We start from the raw sequence: 16,310 nt of genomic DNA, 5'->3' as shown, positions 1-16,310 counted from the left end.
TCATCCATCCGGAGTGAAATTCATGCGCCTTTTCTCCCTGTCCCTTGCCGCGCTTGCCCTGTCCGCAACCACGGCCGCCGCAGAATTTACCATCTCGTTTGAGTGGGGCGACATTCCATCCTGCCGCACAGGCAATCCCAATACCGTCGGCAGCCCCGCCTTTGTTCTACGCGGCGTTCCCGCTGGCACCACCTCGATCGAATTCACCCTCAAGGATCGCGATGCGCCCAATTATAGCCACGGCGGTGGTCGCCTGAAGGTCGGGAGTGACGGAAAATTACCTTTCGGAGCCTTCAAATACAAAAGCCCCTGTCCGCCGGGCGGTGTGCACACCTATGTCTGGACCGCCACGGCCCGCGCCGACAGAAAGGTTCTGGCCCGCGCCACCGCAACGCGAAAATATCCCGAATAAGCCTCAGCGCGGCGGCACGATCAACCGCGCGCCATAGGTAATCTGGCGCGCGATATGCAGCAGATGGTCGGGGCGCAGCCCGATACAGCCCGCCGTGGGATAGCCGGGCCGCCGCCAGCGGTGGACAAAGATGCACGATCCGCGCCCCCGCACCGCCTGCGGCCAGTTCCAATCGGTGATCAACACCAGATCATAGAGCGGATCGGCGCGGCGCAGCACCTCATGGCTATGCGGATAGGGCGCGCGCACCATGAGATTGTAATCCTCATCGCCCGCGTCATCCGACCACAGATCACCGGGCCGGATCGGCACCGCCCAATCGGTGGGCCGCGCCATGCGGTCCGGACGATACAAGAGGCCCACGATGCGATGTTCGCCCTGCGGCGTTGCCCCATCCCCCTCTCGCTTGCGCGCCGACACCCCGCCACGCCCCAAGGTGCAGGGATAGCGCCGCCCGCGAAACCGCAGGCCAAGAGGGGTGAGAACCAGATCATCGGGCGTCATGCCCTCTTTTGCCCGATCCCGTTTCGCAGTCAAAGCGGGAAGTGCCGAACCTTGCCTTCTTCTTGGCAAAAATACTCAAAACCCCGCCCCTCCCCCATGCCACCGCAGAGAGTGGCAAGATGCGCGCCCCGCCTCTATATTGGGGCAAAGACAGGGGGAACGAACCGTGCGACATCTGATTGGCCTCATCGGGGCGCTTTTCATCATGGGCGCTCAGGGCACTGGCCCGGCCCAGGCCGAGCGCGCGGCGCTCTCAGCGCATGTTTTCGGCAATTCGCTGGTGCATCACCTCAGCGACGATCCGGCCACCAATGTGCCCTATTGGCTGGCGCGGCTGGCGCGGGCGGGCGGGCGGGATCTGGCGCTCTCGGGTCAATGGGGGTTCTTGCGGGATTTCGCGGCGCAGGGTGTGGCCCCCAACTGGTCCTTCGAGGGCGTGACTGCGCGACGCGGCGCCGCCGATACCGTCCTCATCACGCCCGCGAATTTCATTCAGTATCAAGCGCCTGATGCGGCCTTTGAAGGCGATAATCCCACCAATGCCAGCCCGGTGTCGATGACACTCGACGTGATCGACGGCGCGATGACGGACTGGCCTGGCGCGCGTATCGTGATCTACGAAGGCTGGCCCGACATGGGCGGCTTTAGCCGGGGCTTTCCCCCCTCGAACCGCAACCTGCGGCGCTGGCATGGCTATGCCCTCAGCGATTATCACGACTGGTTCCGCGCCTATGTATCGGCGTTGCAGGCAGCGCGGCCGGATGTCCAGATCACGCTTTTGCCGGTGTCCTCCGTGCTCTCAGGCCTGCAAACCGGCCTCTTGGAGGATATCCCCGTCGAGGCGCTCTATTCCGACGAGGCGCCGCACGGCACCGCCACGCAATATTTTCTGGCCGCTCTCGTCACCTATACCGCGCTCTACGAGACCGCCGCGCCGTCGGCGTTTGACCTGCCCGAGAGCCTGCATCCAGCCCTGCGAGAGAAGTACGTCCGCCTCACCGAGGAAATCGCCCAAGCTCTCGGCCTGCGCGATACCGCAGCGGCGGCGGCCACGGCGCAAGAGGCCAAGGCAGACATCGCCCCCGGCGTCGGTCTGCCAAACCCCAGCCTCGGCATGGGGCTGAACGGCATCGCGGACTGGTCGAGCCAGCACCCTTTCGTCGATTTGATGAAGACCGCGCGGCCCTGGGTCGGTCACACCTCCGATCAATGGGGCGCGTTTTCGACCGAGGCGCTTCTGGCGGGCGGCTATCTCGACGAATACGGCTGGCCGCTCGCGCTGCCCGACGGGGCCAAGGCGCTCGAGGCGTTCATTCTCACCGACCAGCCCGAGGGGGCCACCCATCTGAGGGGCCGCTATGTGCTGCGCTACACCGGCACCGGCGTGATCCGGGTGGTGGGACGGGCCGATAACGTGCGCTATGACTATGGCAAGCGCGAGGTGCGCTTCGATGTGACGCCGGGCGATGGCCCGGTGGCGCTCAGCCTCTTGGAAACCGATCCCGCCGATCCACTTCGCAACATTACGGTCGTGCGCGAGGATCAATTGGCGCTGCATGAGCTTGGCGTGATCTTCAACCCGCTCTGGATCGACAAAGTCGCAGACCTGCGCGTAATCCGCTTCATGGACTGGATGTTCACCAATGGCGCGCCTCAGATCACTTGGCAGGATCGCCCCCTGCCGCAGGATGCCACTTATGTCTGGCGCGGCGTGCCGGTCGAGGTGATGGTTGCCCTCGCCAATCAAATCGGGGCCGACCCATGGGTGAACATGCCGCATATGGCCGATGACGGCTATATCCAAGGCTTTGCCGCCTATTTGCGCGACCATCTGGCCCCCGAACTGCACGCGCATGTGGAATATTCCAACGAGGTATGGAATTTCATGTTTCCCCAGACCGCTTGGGTCCGAGATCAGGCGCTGGCCCTCTGGGGCGATGACGCGGGCGACGACGCCTGGATGCAGTTCGCGGGCCTGCGCGCGGCGCAAATGGCCGACATCTGGCGCGCGGAATTCGCGGGGCAAGAGAACCGCTTGCAGATCGTGGTCGGCACCCATACCGGCTGGCCGGGGCTGGAAGAGCCGCTGTTGATGGCCCCTCTGGCGCTTGAGCACGGGCAACTGACCGCGCCTCCGGTCGATCGCTTTGATGCCTATGCCGTCACCGGCTATTTCGGCTATGAGTTGGGCGGCGAGGATCAGCAAGACACCGTCTTGGGCTGGATCGCCACGAGCGCAGCCATCGCCCGCGCCAAGGCGGCCGAAACCGGCGCGGACCCTGAAACATATCTTGCCACGCATCGCTATGATCTGGCCTATGATCTGGCCGCCGAGGCGCTGCGACAGGGCTCCTTGGGCGAGTTGCTGCGCGACACCCTGCCCTATCACGCCGGGGTGGCGGACCGGCACGACCTGCGGCTGGTGATGTATGAGGGCGGCACGCATGTGGTGGGCCAGGGCGCTGCGGTCGAGAATGACACGCTGACAGAGTTCTTTGTCGGATTCAATTACAGCCCGCAGATGGGCGCGCTCTATGACGAATTGCTGGAGGGGTGGACAGTGGCAGGCGGCACGCTCTTCAACGCGTTCGTTGATGTGGCGGCCCCGTCAAAATGGGGCAGTTGGGGCGCGCTCAGGCATCTCGACGACACGACCCCCCGCTGGGCCGCGCTGATGCGCGCCAATGCGCTGGCGCCCCAGTGGGATACCGGGCGGCCAACGGATGCGTTCCTGCACGGCGTGACGCGCAGCGCCGGACCGCAGGGCGCACGCCTTGAGGGCACGGCCAAGGCCGATATCCTGCTGGGCGGTGCGGGCGATGATACGCTCGTGGGCCGCGGTGGCGCTGACCGCATACACGGCGGCGCGGGCCGCGATCTGGCCATTCTGCCGGGGGGGCGGGACGCATACGGAATCGGGCGCGACGGCGCGCGGGTGATCCTTGAGGGACCGCAAGGCGCGGTCGTGCTGGTCGATGTCGAAGCGGTCGAATTCGCCGATGCGCCGGGTCAGGCTGTGGCGCTCAGTGATTTGATGTAGCCACAGCGCGGCACAGGGCGCGGAGCGTCGCCGCGCGATTTAAAACCCGGTTTTAACCCTTCATCCCACCAAGAAATCCCCGAATCTCTTCCGCGACCACCCGCGCATGGCTGATCGGCCCCATATGCCCCGCGCCCTGCACCACCACGCGCAGCACCTCGGGTATGCGCGCCGCCAGACCCGCGTTGATCGCGGAAATGATCGCCGGCGAGGCGCTACCCTCCATAAGCAGAACCGGCACGCCGATCCTCTCCAAAGCACCGCTCGACAGCATCCCGCCGGAATCCCCGTAGAGCGCATCGGTCGCGGCCTCGATCAACGGCATCTGCGCCGCCATTGCCATCCGCGCCCCTTCAGGCAACGCCGTCCAGCCGCGCCGGTCGCCCCAAACGCGGGTAAACCCTTCGGCCGCCCGCAGAAAATCCCCCGTCGCCATGCCTGCCGCATAGTCGGCCATCTCGGCCTCGTGACCTGTGCGCAATGCCGGTTGATCATGCAAGGCCACGGCAAAGAACACCGGCTCGTAGAGAATCAGCGAGCGCACCAGATCGGGGCGCTCCACCGCCAGCCGCAACGCCACCGTCGCGCCAAAGGAATGACCGATCACATCCGTGGGCCTGTCGAGAAAATCCGCCGCCATCGCGGTGCTGACCGCCTGAATCTCGCCCGTGCCCGCCCATGCCCCGCTCTGCCCATGCCCCGGCAGATCGAACGCCGTCAGCCGCAGCGCGCCGCTCAATTCGCGCGCCAAAGGCCCCCAGCTGCCACCATGCGACAGTGAGCAGTGGATCGCCAAGGCGCGGCGCGACCCGCTGCCCAACTCTGTCCAATGGGTCGGAAACCCGCCCCTCAGCCCCGCCGGCATGGGATCAGAGCTTGCCCGCCAGATGCAGGTCGAGATCCTCAAGCCGGTCCTGACCCCAGAAGTTCTGACCGCTGTCCACCACATAGAAGGGCGAGCCAAAGACGCCCGCCGCGACCGCCTCTTCGAGATTGGCGGCATAGGTTTCCGCGCCGCTCAAAAGACCCTTGTCGGCCAGGGCGGGATCGAACCCGGCGCGTGTCAGGCAATCGCGGATCACCTCATCCTCGGCGATGTTGCGCTCTTCGGCCCAGCAGGCGCGCAGGATGGACTGCACCAGCCCTCCCAGATCACCACCCCCCGCGGCCTGCGCCGCGATAATGGCATAGGACGAGGGCGCAGGATTGGTGGGCCAGAAGGCGGGCTTGAGCGTCAGCGCCATGCCGCGCCGCTTGGCCTGACGCGGCAATTCCTGAGCGCGATAGGCAGTGCGCGCCGGATGCCGGTCCGCAGGCGCCGTGCCCCCCGTACGCGCAAAAAGCGCCATGATATCGAGCGGTTTGTAGGTGATGCTGGCCCCATGCCGTGCCGAAATCTCCTCAAGCCCCGTGCCCGCCAGATAGGCGTAGGGGGAGAGGGTCGAAAAATAATAGTCGATATGAGCCATTTCGGCGCGTTCCCTTGCTGCATCGCTTTGCCTGAGCATGACCACATGCTAAGCGGTGTCAACATCACGAATCTGTCATATTGCACAGCCGGGGACCCCATCATGCCAGCCACATCGCAACCCAAGCTCATTTCGGGCAATGCCAACCTGCCGCTTGCCACGGCGATTGCCCGGCGGATGTCGATGCATCGCGGCGTCAATGTCGGTCTGGTCGACGCCCGGATCGAACGCTTCAACGATCAGGAAATCTTTGTCGAGGTCTACGAGAATGTGCGCGGCGAGGATATGTTCATCATCCAGCCCACGTCGAACCCGGCCAATGACAACCTGATGGAACTGCTCATTATGGCCGATGCGCTGCGCCGGTCGTCTGCGGCGCGCATCACCGCCGTGATCCCCTATTTCGGCTATGCCCGTCAGGATCGCCGTTCCAAGGCACGCACGCCCATTTCGGCCAAGCTGGTGGCAAATATGATCGTCGAGGCGGGGATCGAACGAGTGCTTACCATGGATCTGCACGCCGCCCAGATTCAGGGGTTTTTCGACATTCCCGTGGATAACCTCTATGCCTCGCCGATCTTTGCGCTGGACATAATGACCCAGTTCAAGGGCCGGATGCAGGATGTGATGATCGTCTCGCCGGATGTGGGCGGTGTGGCGCGGGCGCGGGAATTGGCCAAGCGCATCACCGCCCCCCTCTCGATCGTGGACAAGCGCCGCGAAAAGGCGGGCGAAGTGGCGGAAATGACCGTGATCGGCGATGTGACCGACAAGATCTGCATCATCGTCGATGACATGTGCGACACCGCCGGCACCATGTGCAAGGCCGCCGAGGTGCTCTTGGAAAATGGCGCGCGCGAGGTGCATGCCTATACCACCCACGGCGTCATGTCCGGCCCGGCGGTCGAACGGATCACCAAATCAGTCCTCAAATCCATGGTCATCACCGACACGATACTGCCCACCGAGGCGGTCAAAGCCACGCCCAACATCCGCATCATTCCGACGGCGCCCGTCTTTGCTCAGGCCATCCTCAACATCTGGAACGGCACCAGCGTGTCCTCACTCTTTGATACGCCGACGCTTGAGCCGGTCTATGAAGGTCAGTTTGGCGGCTAAGCTCCCCGCGCCCACGCGCGGCGCGTGACCGGCATGGAGCCTTGGATCTTTCTCTCCATCGCGGCGGCAGCGTTTCAAACGCTGCGCTTCATGTTGCAAAAGCATCTCAGCATGGGCGCGCTCAGCGCCGGTGGTGCAACGCTGGCGCGGTTCTTCTACTCCGCACCCTTCGTTGTGGCGCTCTCGATGGGCTATCTGGCTGCAACCGGTGCCACTTGGCCGGGCTACACCCCGCTCTTCTGGGCCTATGCCGTGGCGGGCGGGCTCGCGCAGATTCTCGCGACATGGTGCGTGGTCGCGCTCTTTGCCGAGCGTAATTTCGCGGTGGGTATCACCTTCAAGAAAACCGAAGTGGTGCAGACCGCCCTTGTCGGCCTCGTCATTCTGGGCGACCGGATCACATGGCTAGGCCTCGGCGCGATCCTACTAGGGCTGATCGGGGTGCTGATCCTGTCAGAGACGCCGGGATTCGAGGGCCGCTGGTGGCGGCGCTTTGGCAATCGCGCCGCAGCGCTTGGGCTGGCCTCAGGCGCGTTCTTTGCAGTCTCGGCGGTGGGCTATCGCGGCGCCACACTTGAGATTGCCAGCGCGGACCCGCTCCTGCGCGCCGGTCTCTCGCTGATGATGGTGACGGTGATGCAGGCCGTGGCGCTCACGCTCTGGCTGATGTGGCGCGAACCCGGACAGGTCGGGCGTGTCATCGCGGCCCGGCGCACGGCGGTCTGGATGGGCTTGACCGGCATGGCGGGCAGCCTGTGCTGGTTTACCGCCTTCACGCTTCAAAACGCGGCGATGGTCTTTGCGGTCGGACAGGTCGAGGTCATCTTTTCGCTCTTCGCCTCGGTGCTCTTCTTTGGCGAGCGGATTACCCGGCGCGAAGGGTGGGGGATTGCGCTGATCACCCTCTCGGTGATTGCAGTGGTGGCGCTTAGGTAGGGGGCTATGGCCTCTCACGCTGAGCCGCGCGGGGCCCGACCGCGGGAGGGCGCTCCGACAGAAGTGGTGGGCAATTTATGCCAGCCAAGTCTTCCGCGTTTTCAATGAGATGAGCCGTTGCAAAGGCGCCCGCCCGGGGGGCGGTCGGGCACCGCGCGGCGGTGCCTGCGGCACCTTGATTCCGCGCAAAGGGAACCTCAGGCAGCCCCCCTTCACCCAGCCGCCGCACCCTTCAGCCGCAAAAACAGGCTCTCTTCGTCGTCATTGCGAAAGAATGGCACCGATGTGGGCGGATTGCGGTCATGGGCCCGCGCCGTGACCTCGGCCAGCACCACCTCGGTGATGAACGGCAGGTCAAACCCGCGCGCCTCTTCCAGCGGGATCCATTGCAAATGGCTCAATTCCTCGCAGGCGGCGGAAAAATCGTCGGGGTCCCCGGCCAAGGCCTCTGCATGCACCAGAAAGAACCGCGCATCGAACCGGCGCGGTCGCCCCGGCGGGGTGATGGCGCGAAACACGAATTGCAGCGGATCGGCCACCGGCAACAGACCGCGCGCGGCAAAGCCCGCCCAATCGTCGGGAACCGCCCCCGGCCAGGCACCGGGCATGCCCAACGCCAGCCCGGTTTCCTCCCACAGCTCCCGGATGGCTGCTGCGGCAAGCGCATGGCTCAGATCGCGGTCGCAATCCTCGGTCAGACGCGCGGCGCAAAGCGGCGGCAATGGACGCGCCAGCGGAATATCCGCGTCGCCCGCATCCACCGCCCCACCGGGAAAGACGAATTTATTGGGCATAAACGCCGCCTCGGCCCCGCGCTGCCCCATCAGGACATGCGGGCGCTCAGGGTCGCGCAATACGATCACGGTCGCGGCGTCGCGAATGGCGGTCTTGTCTATCACGGTCATGCCTGCCCCTTTGTAGCGGGGCTAGTGGCTCTCTTTGAACCCATGCATCAGCCGCGCCCATTGAAAGGCCACAATGGCCCCCTTCAATCGCGGCAAAAGGTAGAGCGACAGCGCGATGGTGCCAATAGCGAATATCGTGAAGAGCACCAATGGTTCGGGCCGGAATTGCACAAACGCAATATGCAGCAGCGGTGCCATCAGATGCCCCACGATCAGAATCGTCAGATAGGCCGGGCCATCATCGGCGCGCGCATGGCTCAGGTCTTCGCGGCACACCGGGCAGGTATCGCGCAGCTTGAGATAGCTGCTCAGGAGCGGACCACTGCCGCAATTCGGGCATTTGCGCGCGAATCCCCGGCGCAGCGCGGGCCAGAGGTCACGTTCGGTGGGAACTACAGTCGTATCGCGCATAAGGGCCTCGCTAAGCGTTTGCGCAAACATGGCGCAAGCGCGACATAGAGGAAAGGTGACAGACCGTCCTTGCGGCGCGATGTCGCAAAGACGGCATCACGCCTGCAAATAATTTCAGCTTTCGCGACGGAGCGGGCAGCGCCCCGCGTTAGAGACCTCGGAAACACCCCGCAGATGGGGCGCTTCGCGAGATGCAAACACATCCCCAAGGGAGAGACGACAATGCACAAGACAGTTCTGATGGTGGGCTTGACAACCGCAATTCTGACCGGTGGGCTGAGCGTGGCACAGGCCGACAGCCACATGGGCAAGATGGGCAAAGGCATGGGCATGCAACACAGCTTTCAAGAGCTGGACGCCGACGCCGATGGCAAGATCACACCCGAAGAAATGGCCAACCACATGCAGGCGCGCTTCGAAGGTGCCGATAGCGACGGCGACGGGGCCCTGTCCAAGGACGAGCTGGTCGCCCGCATGACCGAACGTCAGGCAGAGCGCATGGCCGCCTATGCCGATCACATGATCGAGCGGCATGACGCCAACAAGGATGGCAAGCTCAGCCCCGACGAAATGCAGGCCCGCAACAAGGGCAAGATGTTCAAGAAGATGGACACCGATGGCGACGGCGCGATCTCCGAGGAAGAATTCACGGAAATGCGCGGCAAACATGGCCAGCACCACGGCATGATGAAGGACAAGAAAACAAGCGAGTGACATCGGTCGGCGCGGGCGACCCCCGCGCCGGACCTCTGGTCAGGGGCCGGTCTGAAGGATACGCTAGAGGGCGATGCGCATGCCATTCGACGCCATGGAAGACCTGCCTGACGACGCGCTCTTGGCGCGCTTCGCGGAAGGTGACGCCATGGCCGCGCGCCTCCTCACGCTGCGCCTCACACCGCGCGTCATGGCGCATGCCTACCGCCTCTTGGGCAACCGCACCGAGGCCGAGGATGTGGCCCAAGAGGCGCTCTTGCGGCTCTGGCGGCAGGCCCCCGATTGGCGGCCCGGCGAGGCCAAGGTCAGCACCTGGCTCTACCGCGTGGTGGCCAATCTCTGCATCGACCGGCGCAGGCGCGCGCGCGGCGGCTCCGTGCCGCTTGACGCCATCCCCGAGCCTGCGGATGGGCAGGCCAGCGCCGCCGACCGGATGCAGGACCGCGCCCGCGCCGACGCGCTGCAATCCGCGCTGAATCAGCTGCCCGAACGGCAGCGGCAAGCGGTGGTTCTGCGCCATATCGAAGGGTTGGCGAACCCCGAAATCGCCGACATCATGGACGTGACCGTCGAGGCGGTCGAAAGTCTGACCTCACGCGGCAAGCGCGCGCTCAGCGCGCTTCTGGCGGGGCGACAAGAGGAGTTGGGATATGCCGATGAGCGATAAGGATCAGGATCTTGGCGGGCTTGGCGCGTTCTTCGACGCCGCCCGCGCCCATCCGCCCGCGCCCTCACCGGACTTGCTGGCGCGCGTCCTTGGCGATGCCGAGGCCGAACAGATCTGGATCACCCGCCGCGCACAGCCCGCCGCAGAGGCGCCGCGCGCCGGTCTTCTGGAGCAACTCTACCGCCTCTTGGGCGGCTGGCCCGCGATGGCGGGGCTGACCACGGCCATTGTGGCGGGTGTCTGGATCGGCACCGCGCTGCCCGAGGGCGTGTCAGGTAGCACCGAGGCGGCCTATCTGGTCGATATCACACCCGAAGCGGTGTTTGAACTGGCGGGGGATTTCTGATGGCAGAGCAGCAGAGCATGAGCCGACCCAAACCTTGGGTGCGGGCGCTACTGGTGGCCTCTCTGGCGCTCAACCTCGCGGTGGCGGGGCTGGCGGCGGGCTGGGCGCTGCGCCATGGCGGCGATCACGCAGGGCATCACCCCTCGCGGCTAGACATGGCGGGGGGGCCTCTCACCCGCGCACTCTCGGACGCGGACCGCCGCGAGATTGGCCGCGCCATGCGCGAAAAGTGGCGCGCGCGCGCTGACACGGCCCCCGGTATCGGGGAAAGTTTCGACGCGCTCGTCATCGACCTGCGCGCCGTGCCTTTTGACGCGGACCGCGTGGCAGCACAGATGCGCGCGCAACGCGACGGCTTTGCCGCACGGTTCGAGATGGGCCAAGAGGTGCTCTTGACGCATCTTGCCGCCATGTCCGATGCCGACCGTGCCGCCTATGCCGACCGGCTCGAGGCGCAGATTGCCGAGTATCGCGCCAAACGCGAGAAACACATGAAGGACTGAAACCCCTTAGCCGCGCCGCAAGGCGCGCGGCGTGGTGCCATACTGCCGACGCAGTGCACGGGTCAGCGCCGCAGGCGATTCATAGCCCGACCGCAGCGCAATTTCCGCCATGCCCAGCCGCGTATTCTCGACCAGTTTGCGCGCGGCTGCCAATCGCAGATGGCGATACACCGCCCCCGGCGGTGCGCCAAGGCCCGCCCGAAACCGCCGATCCAGCGTGCGCGGCTGGCACGACAGCCGACGCGCCAGATCGCTCAGCGACAGGGGCCGCTCGACATGGTCCCGCATCAGCCCCAACGCCCGCCGCAAGAGCGGATCGCCCACCGCCGCATCCTCGCGCGCCGGGGTCACAGGCGGATCGCCATGCAGAAACAGCGCCTCGACATCCAGCCGCACCGCCATCCCCAGATGATCGCTGATCAGCCCCAGCGTGAGATCAAGCGCCGACATAGCCCCCGCACAGGTCATCCGCGCCCCGTCGCGCAGCACCCGCGCGCGTTCCGGTGTTACCGCCAGAAATCGCTCGGTAAAGGCATCGAGCAGGTCCCAATGCACCGTCGCCCGCCGCCCGTCCAATAGCCCCGCAGAGGCCAGCAGCCATGGACCGGCATCCAGCCCCACCGTCACCCCCGCCCGCCGCGCCGCGCCCTGCAACGCGCGCCGGGTGGCGGCACTGTCATGCCGGTCGTGATCGTAACTCGCCAGCACGAAGAGGTAATCGCAAGCGGTCTGCGCCCCCAGCCCGCCATGCGCCAGAACCTCGATTCCGCTGGACGAGCGGGCAGGCCCCCCATCCAGCGTGAGAATCTGCCAGTCAAACCCACGCCGCGGCCCCAGCGTATTGGCGGCGCGCAACGGCTCTAGGCAATTGGCAAGGCACAGGTTCGAGAACCTGTCAAAGAGCAGGAGCGCGATGCGCACAGGGGCGCCTGATGATTTTGTCCATTCCGGCATGATTATTGTCTTATACCGCACACTCAATCGGTCTGCCAGCGCGCTAGGCTCGGGCCAACACCAAAACCGGAGGATGCCATGCCGCTCACCATGAACCGCGAGGTTTTCATCACCTGTGCCGTTACCGGATCGGGGGCCACGCAGGACAAAAGCCCGCATGTCCCCCGCTCGCCCAAAGAGATCGCCGAGAGCGCGATTGCCGCCGCCAAGGCCGGAGCGGCAATCGTGCATTGCCATGTGCGCGACCCCGAAACCGGCGCACCGTCGCGCGATCCCAGGCTCTTTCGCGAGTTGACAGACCGCATCCGCGACAGCGACACCGATGTTGTGCTCAACCTGACGGCGGGCATGGGCGGCGACATGATCTTTGGCGATGTCGAATCCCCCCTGCCCCTCTCGCCCAAGGGCACCGATATGGCAGGGGCGACCGAGCGTGTGGCCCATGTTGCCGAATGCCTGCCCGAAATCTGCACGCTCGACTGCGGCACGATGAATTTCGCCGAAGCCGATTACGTGATGACCAATACCCCCGGCATGTTGCAGGCCATGGGCCGGATGATGACCGAATTGGGAGTAAAACCCGAGATTGAAGCCTTTGACACCGGCCACCTCTGGTACGCCAAGCAACTGGTCAAGGATGGCATTCTGGAACCGGACGCGCTGGTGCAGCTTTGCATGGGCGTGCCGTGGGGGGCTCCCGACGATCTCAACACCTTCATGGCGATGGTCAACAACGTACCGGAAAACTGGACCTTTTCCGCCTTTTCGCTGGGTCGCCACCAGATGCCCTATGTCGCCGCTTCGGTGCTGGCGGGCGGGCATGTGCGCGTGGGGCTCGAGGATAATCTCATGCTCGACCGTGGCGTTCTGGCCACCAATGCGCAACTCGTGGAAAAGGCAAAGGGCATCATCGAGGGCTTGGGCGCGCGCCTCATGACCCCCGCCGAGGTGCGCCAAAAACTGCGCCTCACCAAACGGGCCCCGCGCGGATGAACCAGCGCGTTGTGATCACCGGCGGCGCGTCGGGGATCGGGCGGCGCCTGGCCGAACGCTTTGCCGCGCGCGGTGACCGGGTGGCGATTTGCGATGCCGATGGCGCGGCGGTGGCGCGGATGCAGGCCGACCACCCCGCCATGATCGCGCAACAGGCCGATGTGACCGACGAGGCGCAGATGTCCGCCTTTCTGGGCGATGTCGAGGCCACATGGGGCGGGGCCGATGTGCTCTGCGCCAATGCCGGCACCGGCGGCCCCGCAGGCCGGATCGAGGATCTGGACTATGCCGCGTGGCAGGGCTGCGTCGGCGTCAACCTCTTTGGTGCCTTCCTCGCCTGTCGCTGGGCGGCGCGGGTGATGCGGGCGCAAGGATCTGGGCTGATCCTGATCACCACCTCCACCTCCGGCCTCCACGGCGTGCCCTACCGCACGCCCTATGTGGCCGCAAAATGGGGGCTGGTGGGGCTGACCAAGACACTGGCGATGGAGCTTGGCCCCGCAGGCGTGCGCGTCAACGCCATTGCCCCCGGCGCGGTCGAAGGCCCCCGGATGGAGCGTGTCGTGGAAATGGAGGCCCGCGCCTCGGGCCGGACCGAGGATGAGGTGCGCCACCTTTATGCGCGTGGCACCAGCCTGCGCACATGGGTCACGGCGGATGATCTGGCGGATATGGCGCTTTTCCTCGCCTCCCCCGCCGCAAGCAAAGTAACGGGCCAGATCCTGGCCGTGGACGGACATACGGAGAGCATGGTGTGATGACGAAAACAGCAGCAATCATCGGCGGCGGTGTGATCGGCGGCGGCTGGGCCGCGCGCTTTCTTCTCAACGGCTGGGATGTGCGGGTGTTCGACCCCGATCCCGAGGCCGCGCGCAAAATCGACGCGGTCTTGGCCAACGCCCGCCACGCCCTGCCCATGCTCTATGACGTGGCCCTCCCCCCAGAGGGCAAGCTCAGCTTTCATCCCACCATGTCCGAAACCGTCAAGGGCGCGGACTGGATCCAGGAAAGCGTGCCCGAACGGCTGGAACTCAAGCGCAAGGTCTTTCAGACCCTTCAGGAACATTGCGACCCGGCCGCGATCATCGGCTCCTCCACCTCCGGCTTCAAACCCTCGGAACTGCAGGGCTGCGCGACCCGCCCCGAGCAGATCGTCGTGACGCATCCGTTCAACCCGGTCTATCTCTTGCCACTGATCGAACTGGTCACGACCGAGAAAAACACCCCCGCCCTCATCGCGCGCGCCAAGGACATTCTCACCTCGCTCGGCCATTTTCCCTTGCATGTGCAAAAGGAAATCGACGCCCATATCGCGGATCGCTTTCTCGAGGCCGTGTGGCGCGAGGCGCTCTGGCTCATCAAGGATGGCATCGCCACGACCGAGGAAATCGACAACGCCATCCGCTACGGCTTTGGCCTGCGGTGGGGGCAGATGGGCCTGTTTGAAACCTACCGCATCGCGGGCGGCGAGGCGGGGATGAAACATTTCATCGACCAGTTCGGCCCCTGCCTCTCCTGGCCCTGGACAAAACTCATGGACGTGCCGGAACTGACCGAAGAACTGGCCCAGATGATCGCCGATCAGTCCGACGCGCAATCGGGCCATCTGACGATCCGCGAATTGGAACGCAAGCGCGACAACAACCTTGTCGCCATGCTGCGCGCCCTGCGGCAACAGGGCAATGCGGCGGGACGGCTGATCAACGCGCATCAGCAAACGATCAAGACTACCCTCACCGACGGCCCGCCCATCACCAGCGCCCGCCGCGTGATCCCCGCCGACTGGACCGATTACAACGGTCACATGAACGAGGGGCGCTTTGGCCAGCTTTTCAGCGATGCCGCCGACGCGGTGATGACCCATGTAGGGGCCGATGCCGACTATATCGCGGGCGGTCTCAGCTATTTCACCGTCGAGAACACCATCAGCTTTCTGGCCGAGGCCCATGCGGGGGAGCGTGTCCGGGTCGAAACGCGCGTGACCCAAGGCGAAGGCAAGAAACTCCGCTGCTTTCACGAAATGAAACGCGAGAGCGACGGCGCGCTTCTGGCCACCTCCGACCAGTTCATGCTGCATGTCGATCTGCAAACCCGCAAATCCTGCGCTCCACGCGCCGATGTTCTGGCGCGGGTCGAAGCATTGGCCAAGCTGCACCAGGAGGCGTGACATGCATTTCGGACTGACCGACGAACAGGAAATGATCGTCTCGACCGTGCGCAGCTTTGTCGAGAACGAGATCTATCCGCATGAAGCCCTCGTCGAGCGCACCGGCGAGGTGCCGCCCGAGGTGGCCCAAGCCATCAAGCAGAAAACCATCGACCTTGGATTCTACGCCTGCAACTTTCCTGAATCCGCGGGCGGCGCGGGGCTGAGCCATCTCGAATTCGCCCTTGTCGAGCGCGAACTCGGGCGCGGCTCCATGGCGCTCACGCATTTCTTTGGCCGCCCACAGAATATTCTGATGGCCTGCAAGGGAGAACAGATCGAGCGCTATCTGCACCCCGCCGTGCGCGGCGAGCGGATGGATGCCCTCGCCATGACCGAACCGGGCGCCGGATCGGATGTGCGCGGCATGCAATGCGCGGCGCGACGGGATGGCGGCGACTGGGTGCTGAACGGCACCAAGCATTTCATCTCGGGCGCCGATCATGCCGATTTCGTCATCGTCTTTGTCGCCACCGGCGAGGATCAGACCGACAAGGGCCCGAAAAAGCGCATCACCACCTTCCTCGTGGATCGCGGCACACCCGGCTTCACCATCCGTGACGGGTATAGATCTGTCAGCCACCGGGGCTACAAGAACATGGTGCTCGAATTCGACGACTGCCGCCTGCCCGATGCCCAGGTTCTGGGCGAGGTCGACGGCGGTTTCGCGGTGATGAACGAATGGCTCTACGCCACACGCATCACCGTGGCCACCATGGCCGTGGGCCGCGCGCGCCGCTGTTTCGACCACGCGCTCAGCTACGCGGCAGAGCGCGAGCAATTCGGCCAGGCGATTGGCAAGTTCCAAGGCATCAGCTTTCAACTGGCCGATATGATCACCGAGATCGACGCCGCCGACCTCTTGACCCTCAACGCCGCGTGGCGGCTCGATCAGGGGCTGCCCGCCAACCGCGAGATCGCCAGCGCCAAGCTCTATGCCTCCGAAATGCTGGCCCGCGTCACCGATGCCACGCTGCAAATCCATGGCGGCATGGGGCTGATGGACGACCTGCCGATAGAACGCTTCTGGCGCGATGCACGGGTCGAGCGTATCTGGGACGGCACGTCCGAGATCCAACGCCACATCATCAGCCGCGAGATGCTGCGGCCCCTGGGCGCATGAACGGTATC

Annotated in this window: 18 protein-coding genes; 12 read left to right on the top strand and 6 right to left on the bottom strand. The window is 65.0% G+C overall.

The window, feature by feature from the left end:
* Positions 1 to 22: 22 nt before the first annotated feature.
* Positions 23 to 412, top strand: coding sequence for a YbhB/YbcL family Raf kinase inhibitor-like protein (locus ROSMUC_RS12750; protein WP_037273616.1), 390 nt, complete (start codon positions 23 to 25; stop codon positions 410 to 412).
* A gap of 3 nt (positions 413 to 415) precedes the next feature.
* Here the strand turns inward: ROSMUC_RS12750 and ROSMUC_RS12745 are convergent, their stop codons facing one another.
* Positions 416 to 916, bottom strand: a complete 501-nt coding sequence (locus ROSMUC_RS12745; RefSeq protein ID WP_037273614.1) for a L,D-transpeptidase family protein — start codon at positions 914 to 916, stop codon at positions 416 to 418.
* Positions 917 to 1,082: 166 nt separating this feature from the next.
* Between ROSMUC_RS12745 and ROSMUC_RS12740 the strand changes: the two genes are divergently transcribed.
* Entirely contained in the window at positions 1,083 to 3,956 is a 2,874-nt protein-coding gene (locus ROSMUC_RS12740; RefSeq protein ID WP_037273610.1) for a calcium-binding protein, read from the top strand.
* 52 nt (positions 3,957 to 4,008) lie between these two features.
* Here ROSMUC_RS12740 and ROSMUC_RS12735 read toward each other — a convergent pair whose 3' ends face one another.
* A complete protein-coding gene (locus tag ROSMUC_RS12735; protein WP_052115338.1) occupies positions 4,009 to 4,821 on the bottom strand; it encodes an alpha/beta fold hydrolase in 813 nt (270 codons plus the stop codon).
* A gap of 4 nt (positions 4,822 to 4,825) precedes the next feature.
* A complete protein-coding gene (locus ROSMUC_RS12730; protein ID WP_037274089.1) occupies positions 4,826 to 5,425 on the bottom strand; it encodes a 2-hydroxychromene-2-carboxylate isomerase in 600 nt (199 codons plus the stop codon).
* 102 nt (positions 5,426 to 5,527) lie between these two features.
* Between ROSMUC_RS12730 and ROSMUC_RS12725 the strand changes: the two genes are divergently transcribed.
* Both ROSMUC_RS12725 and ROSMUC_RS12720 read left to right on the top strand, forming a co-directional pair.
* Positions 5,528 to 6,544, top strand: a complete 1,017-nt coding sequence (locus ROSMUC_RS12725) for a ribose-phosphate pyrophosphokinase (RefSeq protein ID WP_037274086.1) — start codon at positions 5,528 to 5,530, stop codon at positions 6,542 to 6,544.
* 33 nt (positions 6,545 to 6,577) lie between these two features.
* Positions 6,578 to 7,480 (top strand): EamA family transporter, encoded by a 903-nt coding sequence (locus ROSMUC_RS12720; RefSeq protein WP_037274083.1) that lies wholly within the window; start codon positions 6,578 to 6,580, stop codon positions 7,478 to 7,480.
* A gap of 212 nt (positions 7,481 to 7,692) precedes the next feature.
* Here the strand turns inward: ROSMUC_RS12720 and ROSMUC_RS12715 are convergent, their stop codons facing one another.
* Together ROSMUC_RS12715 and ROSMUC_RS12710 are read right to left on the bottom strand one after the other, a co-directional pair.
* Complete coding sequence (locus ROSMUC_RS12715; RefSeq protein WP_037273608.1) at positions 7,693 to 8,385, bottom strand: NUDIX hydrolase; 693 nt, start codon at positions 8,383 to 8,385, stop codon at positions 7,693 to 7,695.
* Positions 8,386 to 8,406: 21 nt separating this feature from the next.
* Positions 8,407 to 8,796, bottom strand: coding sequence for a DUF983 domain-containing protein (locus tag ROSMUC_RS12710; RefSeq protein ID WP_037274080.1), 390 nt, complete (start codon positions 8,794 to 8,796; stop codon positions 8,407 to 8,409).
* A 222-nt stretch (positions 8,797 to 9,018) separates the two neighbouring features.
* Between ROSMUC_RS12710 and ROSMUC_RS12705 the strand changes: the two genes are divergently transcribed.
* The 4 genes from ROSMUC_RS12705 (at position 9,019) to ROSMUC_RS12690 (ending at position 11,026) form a co-directional block, all read left to right on the top strand.
* Positions 9,019 to 9,510, top strand: coding sequence for an EF-hand domain-containing protein (locus ROSMUC_RS12705; protein ID WP_037273606.1), 492 nt, complete (start codon positions 9,019 to 9,021; stop codon positions 9,508 to 9,510).
* A gap of 73 nt (positions 9,511 to 9,583) precedes the next feature.
* Positions 9,584 to 10,177, top strand: a complete 594-nt coding sequence (locus ROSMUC_RS12700) for an RNA polymerase sigma factor (protein ID WP_037273604.1) — start codon at positions 9,584 to 9,586, stop codon at positions 10,175 to 10,177.
* Entirely contained in the window at positions 10,161 to 10,523 is a 363-nt protein-coding gene (locus tag ROSMUC_RS12695; protein ID WP_245875175.1) for a hypothetical protein, read from the top strand. The genes ROSMUC_RS12700 and ROSMUC_RS12695 overlap by 17 nt, the downstream gene beginning before the upstream one ends.
* Before the next feature lie 17 nt (positions 10,524 to 10,540).
* Positions 10,541 to 11,026, top strand: coding sequence for a periplasmic heavy metal sensor (locus ROSMUC_RS12690; protein ID WP_245875174.1), 486 nt, complete (start codon positions 10,541 to 10,543; stop codon positions 11,024 to 11,026).
* Between the two features lie 6 nt (positions 11,027 to 11,032).
* On the opposite strand, the gene ROSMUC_RS12685 is transcribed toward ROSMUC_RS12690, so the two are convergent.
* On the bottom strand, positions 11,033 to 11,980 hold the full coding sequence (locus tag ROSMUC_RS12685) for a GlxA family transcriptional regulator (protein ID WP_037273598.1): 948 nt from the start codon (positions 11,978 to 11,980) through the stop codon (positions 11,033 to 11,035).
* A gap of 78 nt (positions 11,981 to 12,058) precedes the next feature.
* Between ROSMUC_RS12685 and bcoG the strand changes: the two genes are divergently transcribed.
* From bcoG to ROSMUC_RS12665, 4 genes are read left to right on the top strand one after another with little or no spacing between them, the layout of a single operon-like run.
* Complete coding sequence (gene bcoG / locus ROSMUC_RS12680; RefSeq protein ID WP_037273596.1) at positions 12,059 to 12,973, top strand: 3-dehydrocarnitine:acetyl-CoA trimethylamine transferase BcoG; 915 nt, start codon at positions 12,059 to 12,061, stop codon at positions 12,971 to 12,973.
* On the top strand, positions 12,970 to 13,731 hold the full coding sequence (locus ROSMUC_RS12675) for an SDR family oxidoreductase (protein WP_037273595.1): 762 nt from the start codon (positions 12,970 to 12,972) through the stop codon (positions 13,729 to 13,731). Before bcoG ends, ROSMUC_RS12675 begins: the two co-directional genes overlap by 4 nt.
* A complete protein-coding gene (locus tag ROSMUC_RS12670) occupies positions 13,731 to 15,140 on the top strand; it encodes a carnitine 3-dehydrogenase (protein ID WP_037273593.1) in 1,410 nt (469 codons plus the stop codon). Before ROSMUC_RS12675 ends, ROSMUC_RS12670 begins: the two co-directional genes overlap by 1 nt.
* 1 nt (position 15,141) lies before the next feature.
* Positions 15,142 to 16,302 (top strand): acyl-CoA dehydrogenase family protein, encoded by a 1,161-nt coding sequence (locus ROSMUC_RS12665; RefSeq protein WP_037273591.1) that lies wholly within the window; start codon positions 15,142 to 15,144, stop codon positions 16,300 to 16,302.
* Positions 16,303 to 16,310: the final 8 nt, after the last annotated feature.

Origin of the sequence: Roseovarius mucosus DSM 17069 (genome assembly GCF_000768555.3) — a bacterium.
Lineage (GTDB): Bacteria > Pseudomonadota > Alphaproteobacteria > Rhodobacterales > Rhodobacteraceae > Roseovarius > Roseovarius mucosus.
This window is presented reverse-complemented; position numbering and strand designations above follow the sequence as displayed.

Bases quoted from the DNA above. Each gene is read 5' to 3' on its own strand.
- ROSMUC_RS12735 (WP_052115338.1), bottom strand. From the start codon at position 4,821: ATGCCGGCGGGGCTGAGGGGCGGGTTTCCGACCCATTGGACAGAGTTG.
- ROSMUC_RS12715 (WP_037273608.1), bottom strand. From the start codon at position 8,385: ATGACCGTGATAGACAAGACCGCCATTCGCGACGCCGCGACCGTGATC.
- ROSMUC_RS12670 (WP_037273593.1), top strand. From the start codon at position 13,731: ATGACGAAAACAGCAGCAATCATCGGCGGCGGTGTGATCGGCGGCGGC.
- ROSMUC_RS12665 (WP_037273591.1), top strand. From the start codon at position 15,142: ATGCATTTCGGACTGACCGACGAACAGGAAATGATCGTCTCGACCGTG.
- ROSMUC_RS12685 (WP_037273598.1), bottom strand. From the start codon at position 11,980: ATGCCGGAATGGACAAAATCATCAGGCGCCCCTGTGCGCATCGCGCTC.
- ROSMUC_RS12700 (WP_037273604.1), top strand. From the start codon at position 9,584: ATGCGCATGCCATTCGACGCCATGGAAGACCTGCCTGACGACGCGCTC.
- ROSMUC_RS12675 (WP_037273595.1), top strand. From the start codon at position 12,970: ATGAACCAGCGCGTTGTGATCACCGGCGGCGCGTCGGGGATCGGGCGG.
- ROSMUC_RS12730 (WP_037274089.1), bottom strand. From the start codon at position 5,425: ATGGCTCATATCGACTATTATTTTTCGACCCTCTCCCCCTACGCCTAT.
- ROSMUC_RS12690 (WP_245875174.1), top strand. From the start codon at position 10,541: ATGAGCCGACCCAAACCTTGGGTGCGGGCGCTACTGGTGGCCTCTCTG.
- ROSMUC_RS12710 (WP_037274080.1), bottom strand. From the start codon at position 8,796: ATGCGCGATACGACTGTAGTTCCCACCGAACGTGACCTCTGGCCCGCG.
- ROSMUC_RS12725 (WP_037274086.1), top strand. From the start codon at position 5,528: ATGCCAGCCACATCGCAACCCAAGCTCATTTCGGGCAATGCCAACCTG.
- bcoG (WP_037273596.1), top strand. From the start codon at position 12,059: ATGCCGCTCACCATGAACCGCGAGGTTTTCATCACCTGTGCCGTTACC.
- ROSMUC_RS12745 (WP_037273614.1), bottom strand. From the start codon at position 916: ATGACGCCCGATGATCTGGTTCTCACCCCTCTTGGCCTGCGGTTTCGC.
- ROSMUC_RS12750 (WP_037273616.1), top strand. From the start codon at position 23: ATGCGCCTTTTCTCCCTGTCCCTTGCCGCGCTTGCCCTGTCCGCAACC.
- ROSMUC_RS12705 (WP_037273606.1), top strand. From the start codon at position 9,019: ATGCACAAGACAGTTCTGATGGTGGGCTTGACAACCGCAATTCTGACC.
- ROSMUC_RS12720 (WP_037274083.1), top strand. From the start codon at position 6,578: ATGGAGCCTTGGATCTTTCTCTCCATCGCGGCGGCAGCGTTTCAAACG.
- ROSMUC_RS12695 (WP_245875175.1), top strand. From the start codon at position 10,161: ATGCCGATGAGCGATAAGGATCAGGATCTTGGCGGGCTTGGCGCGTTC.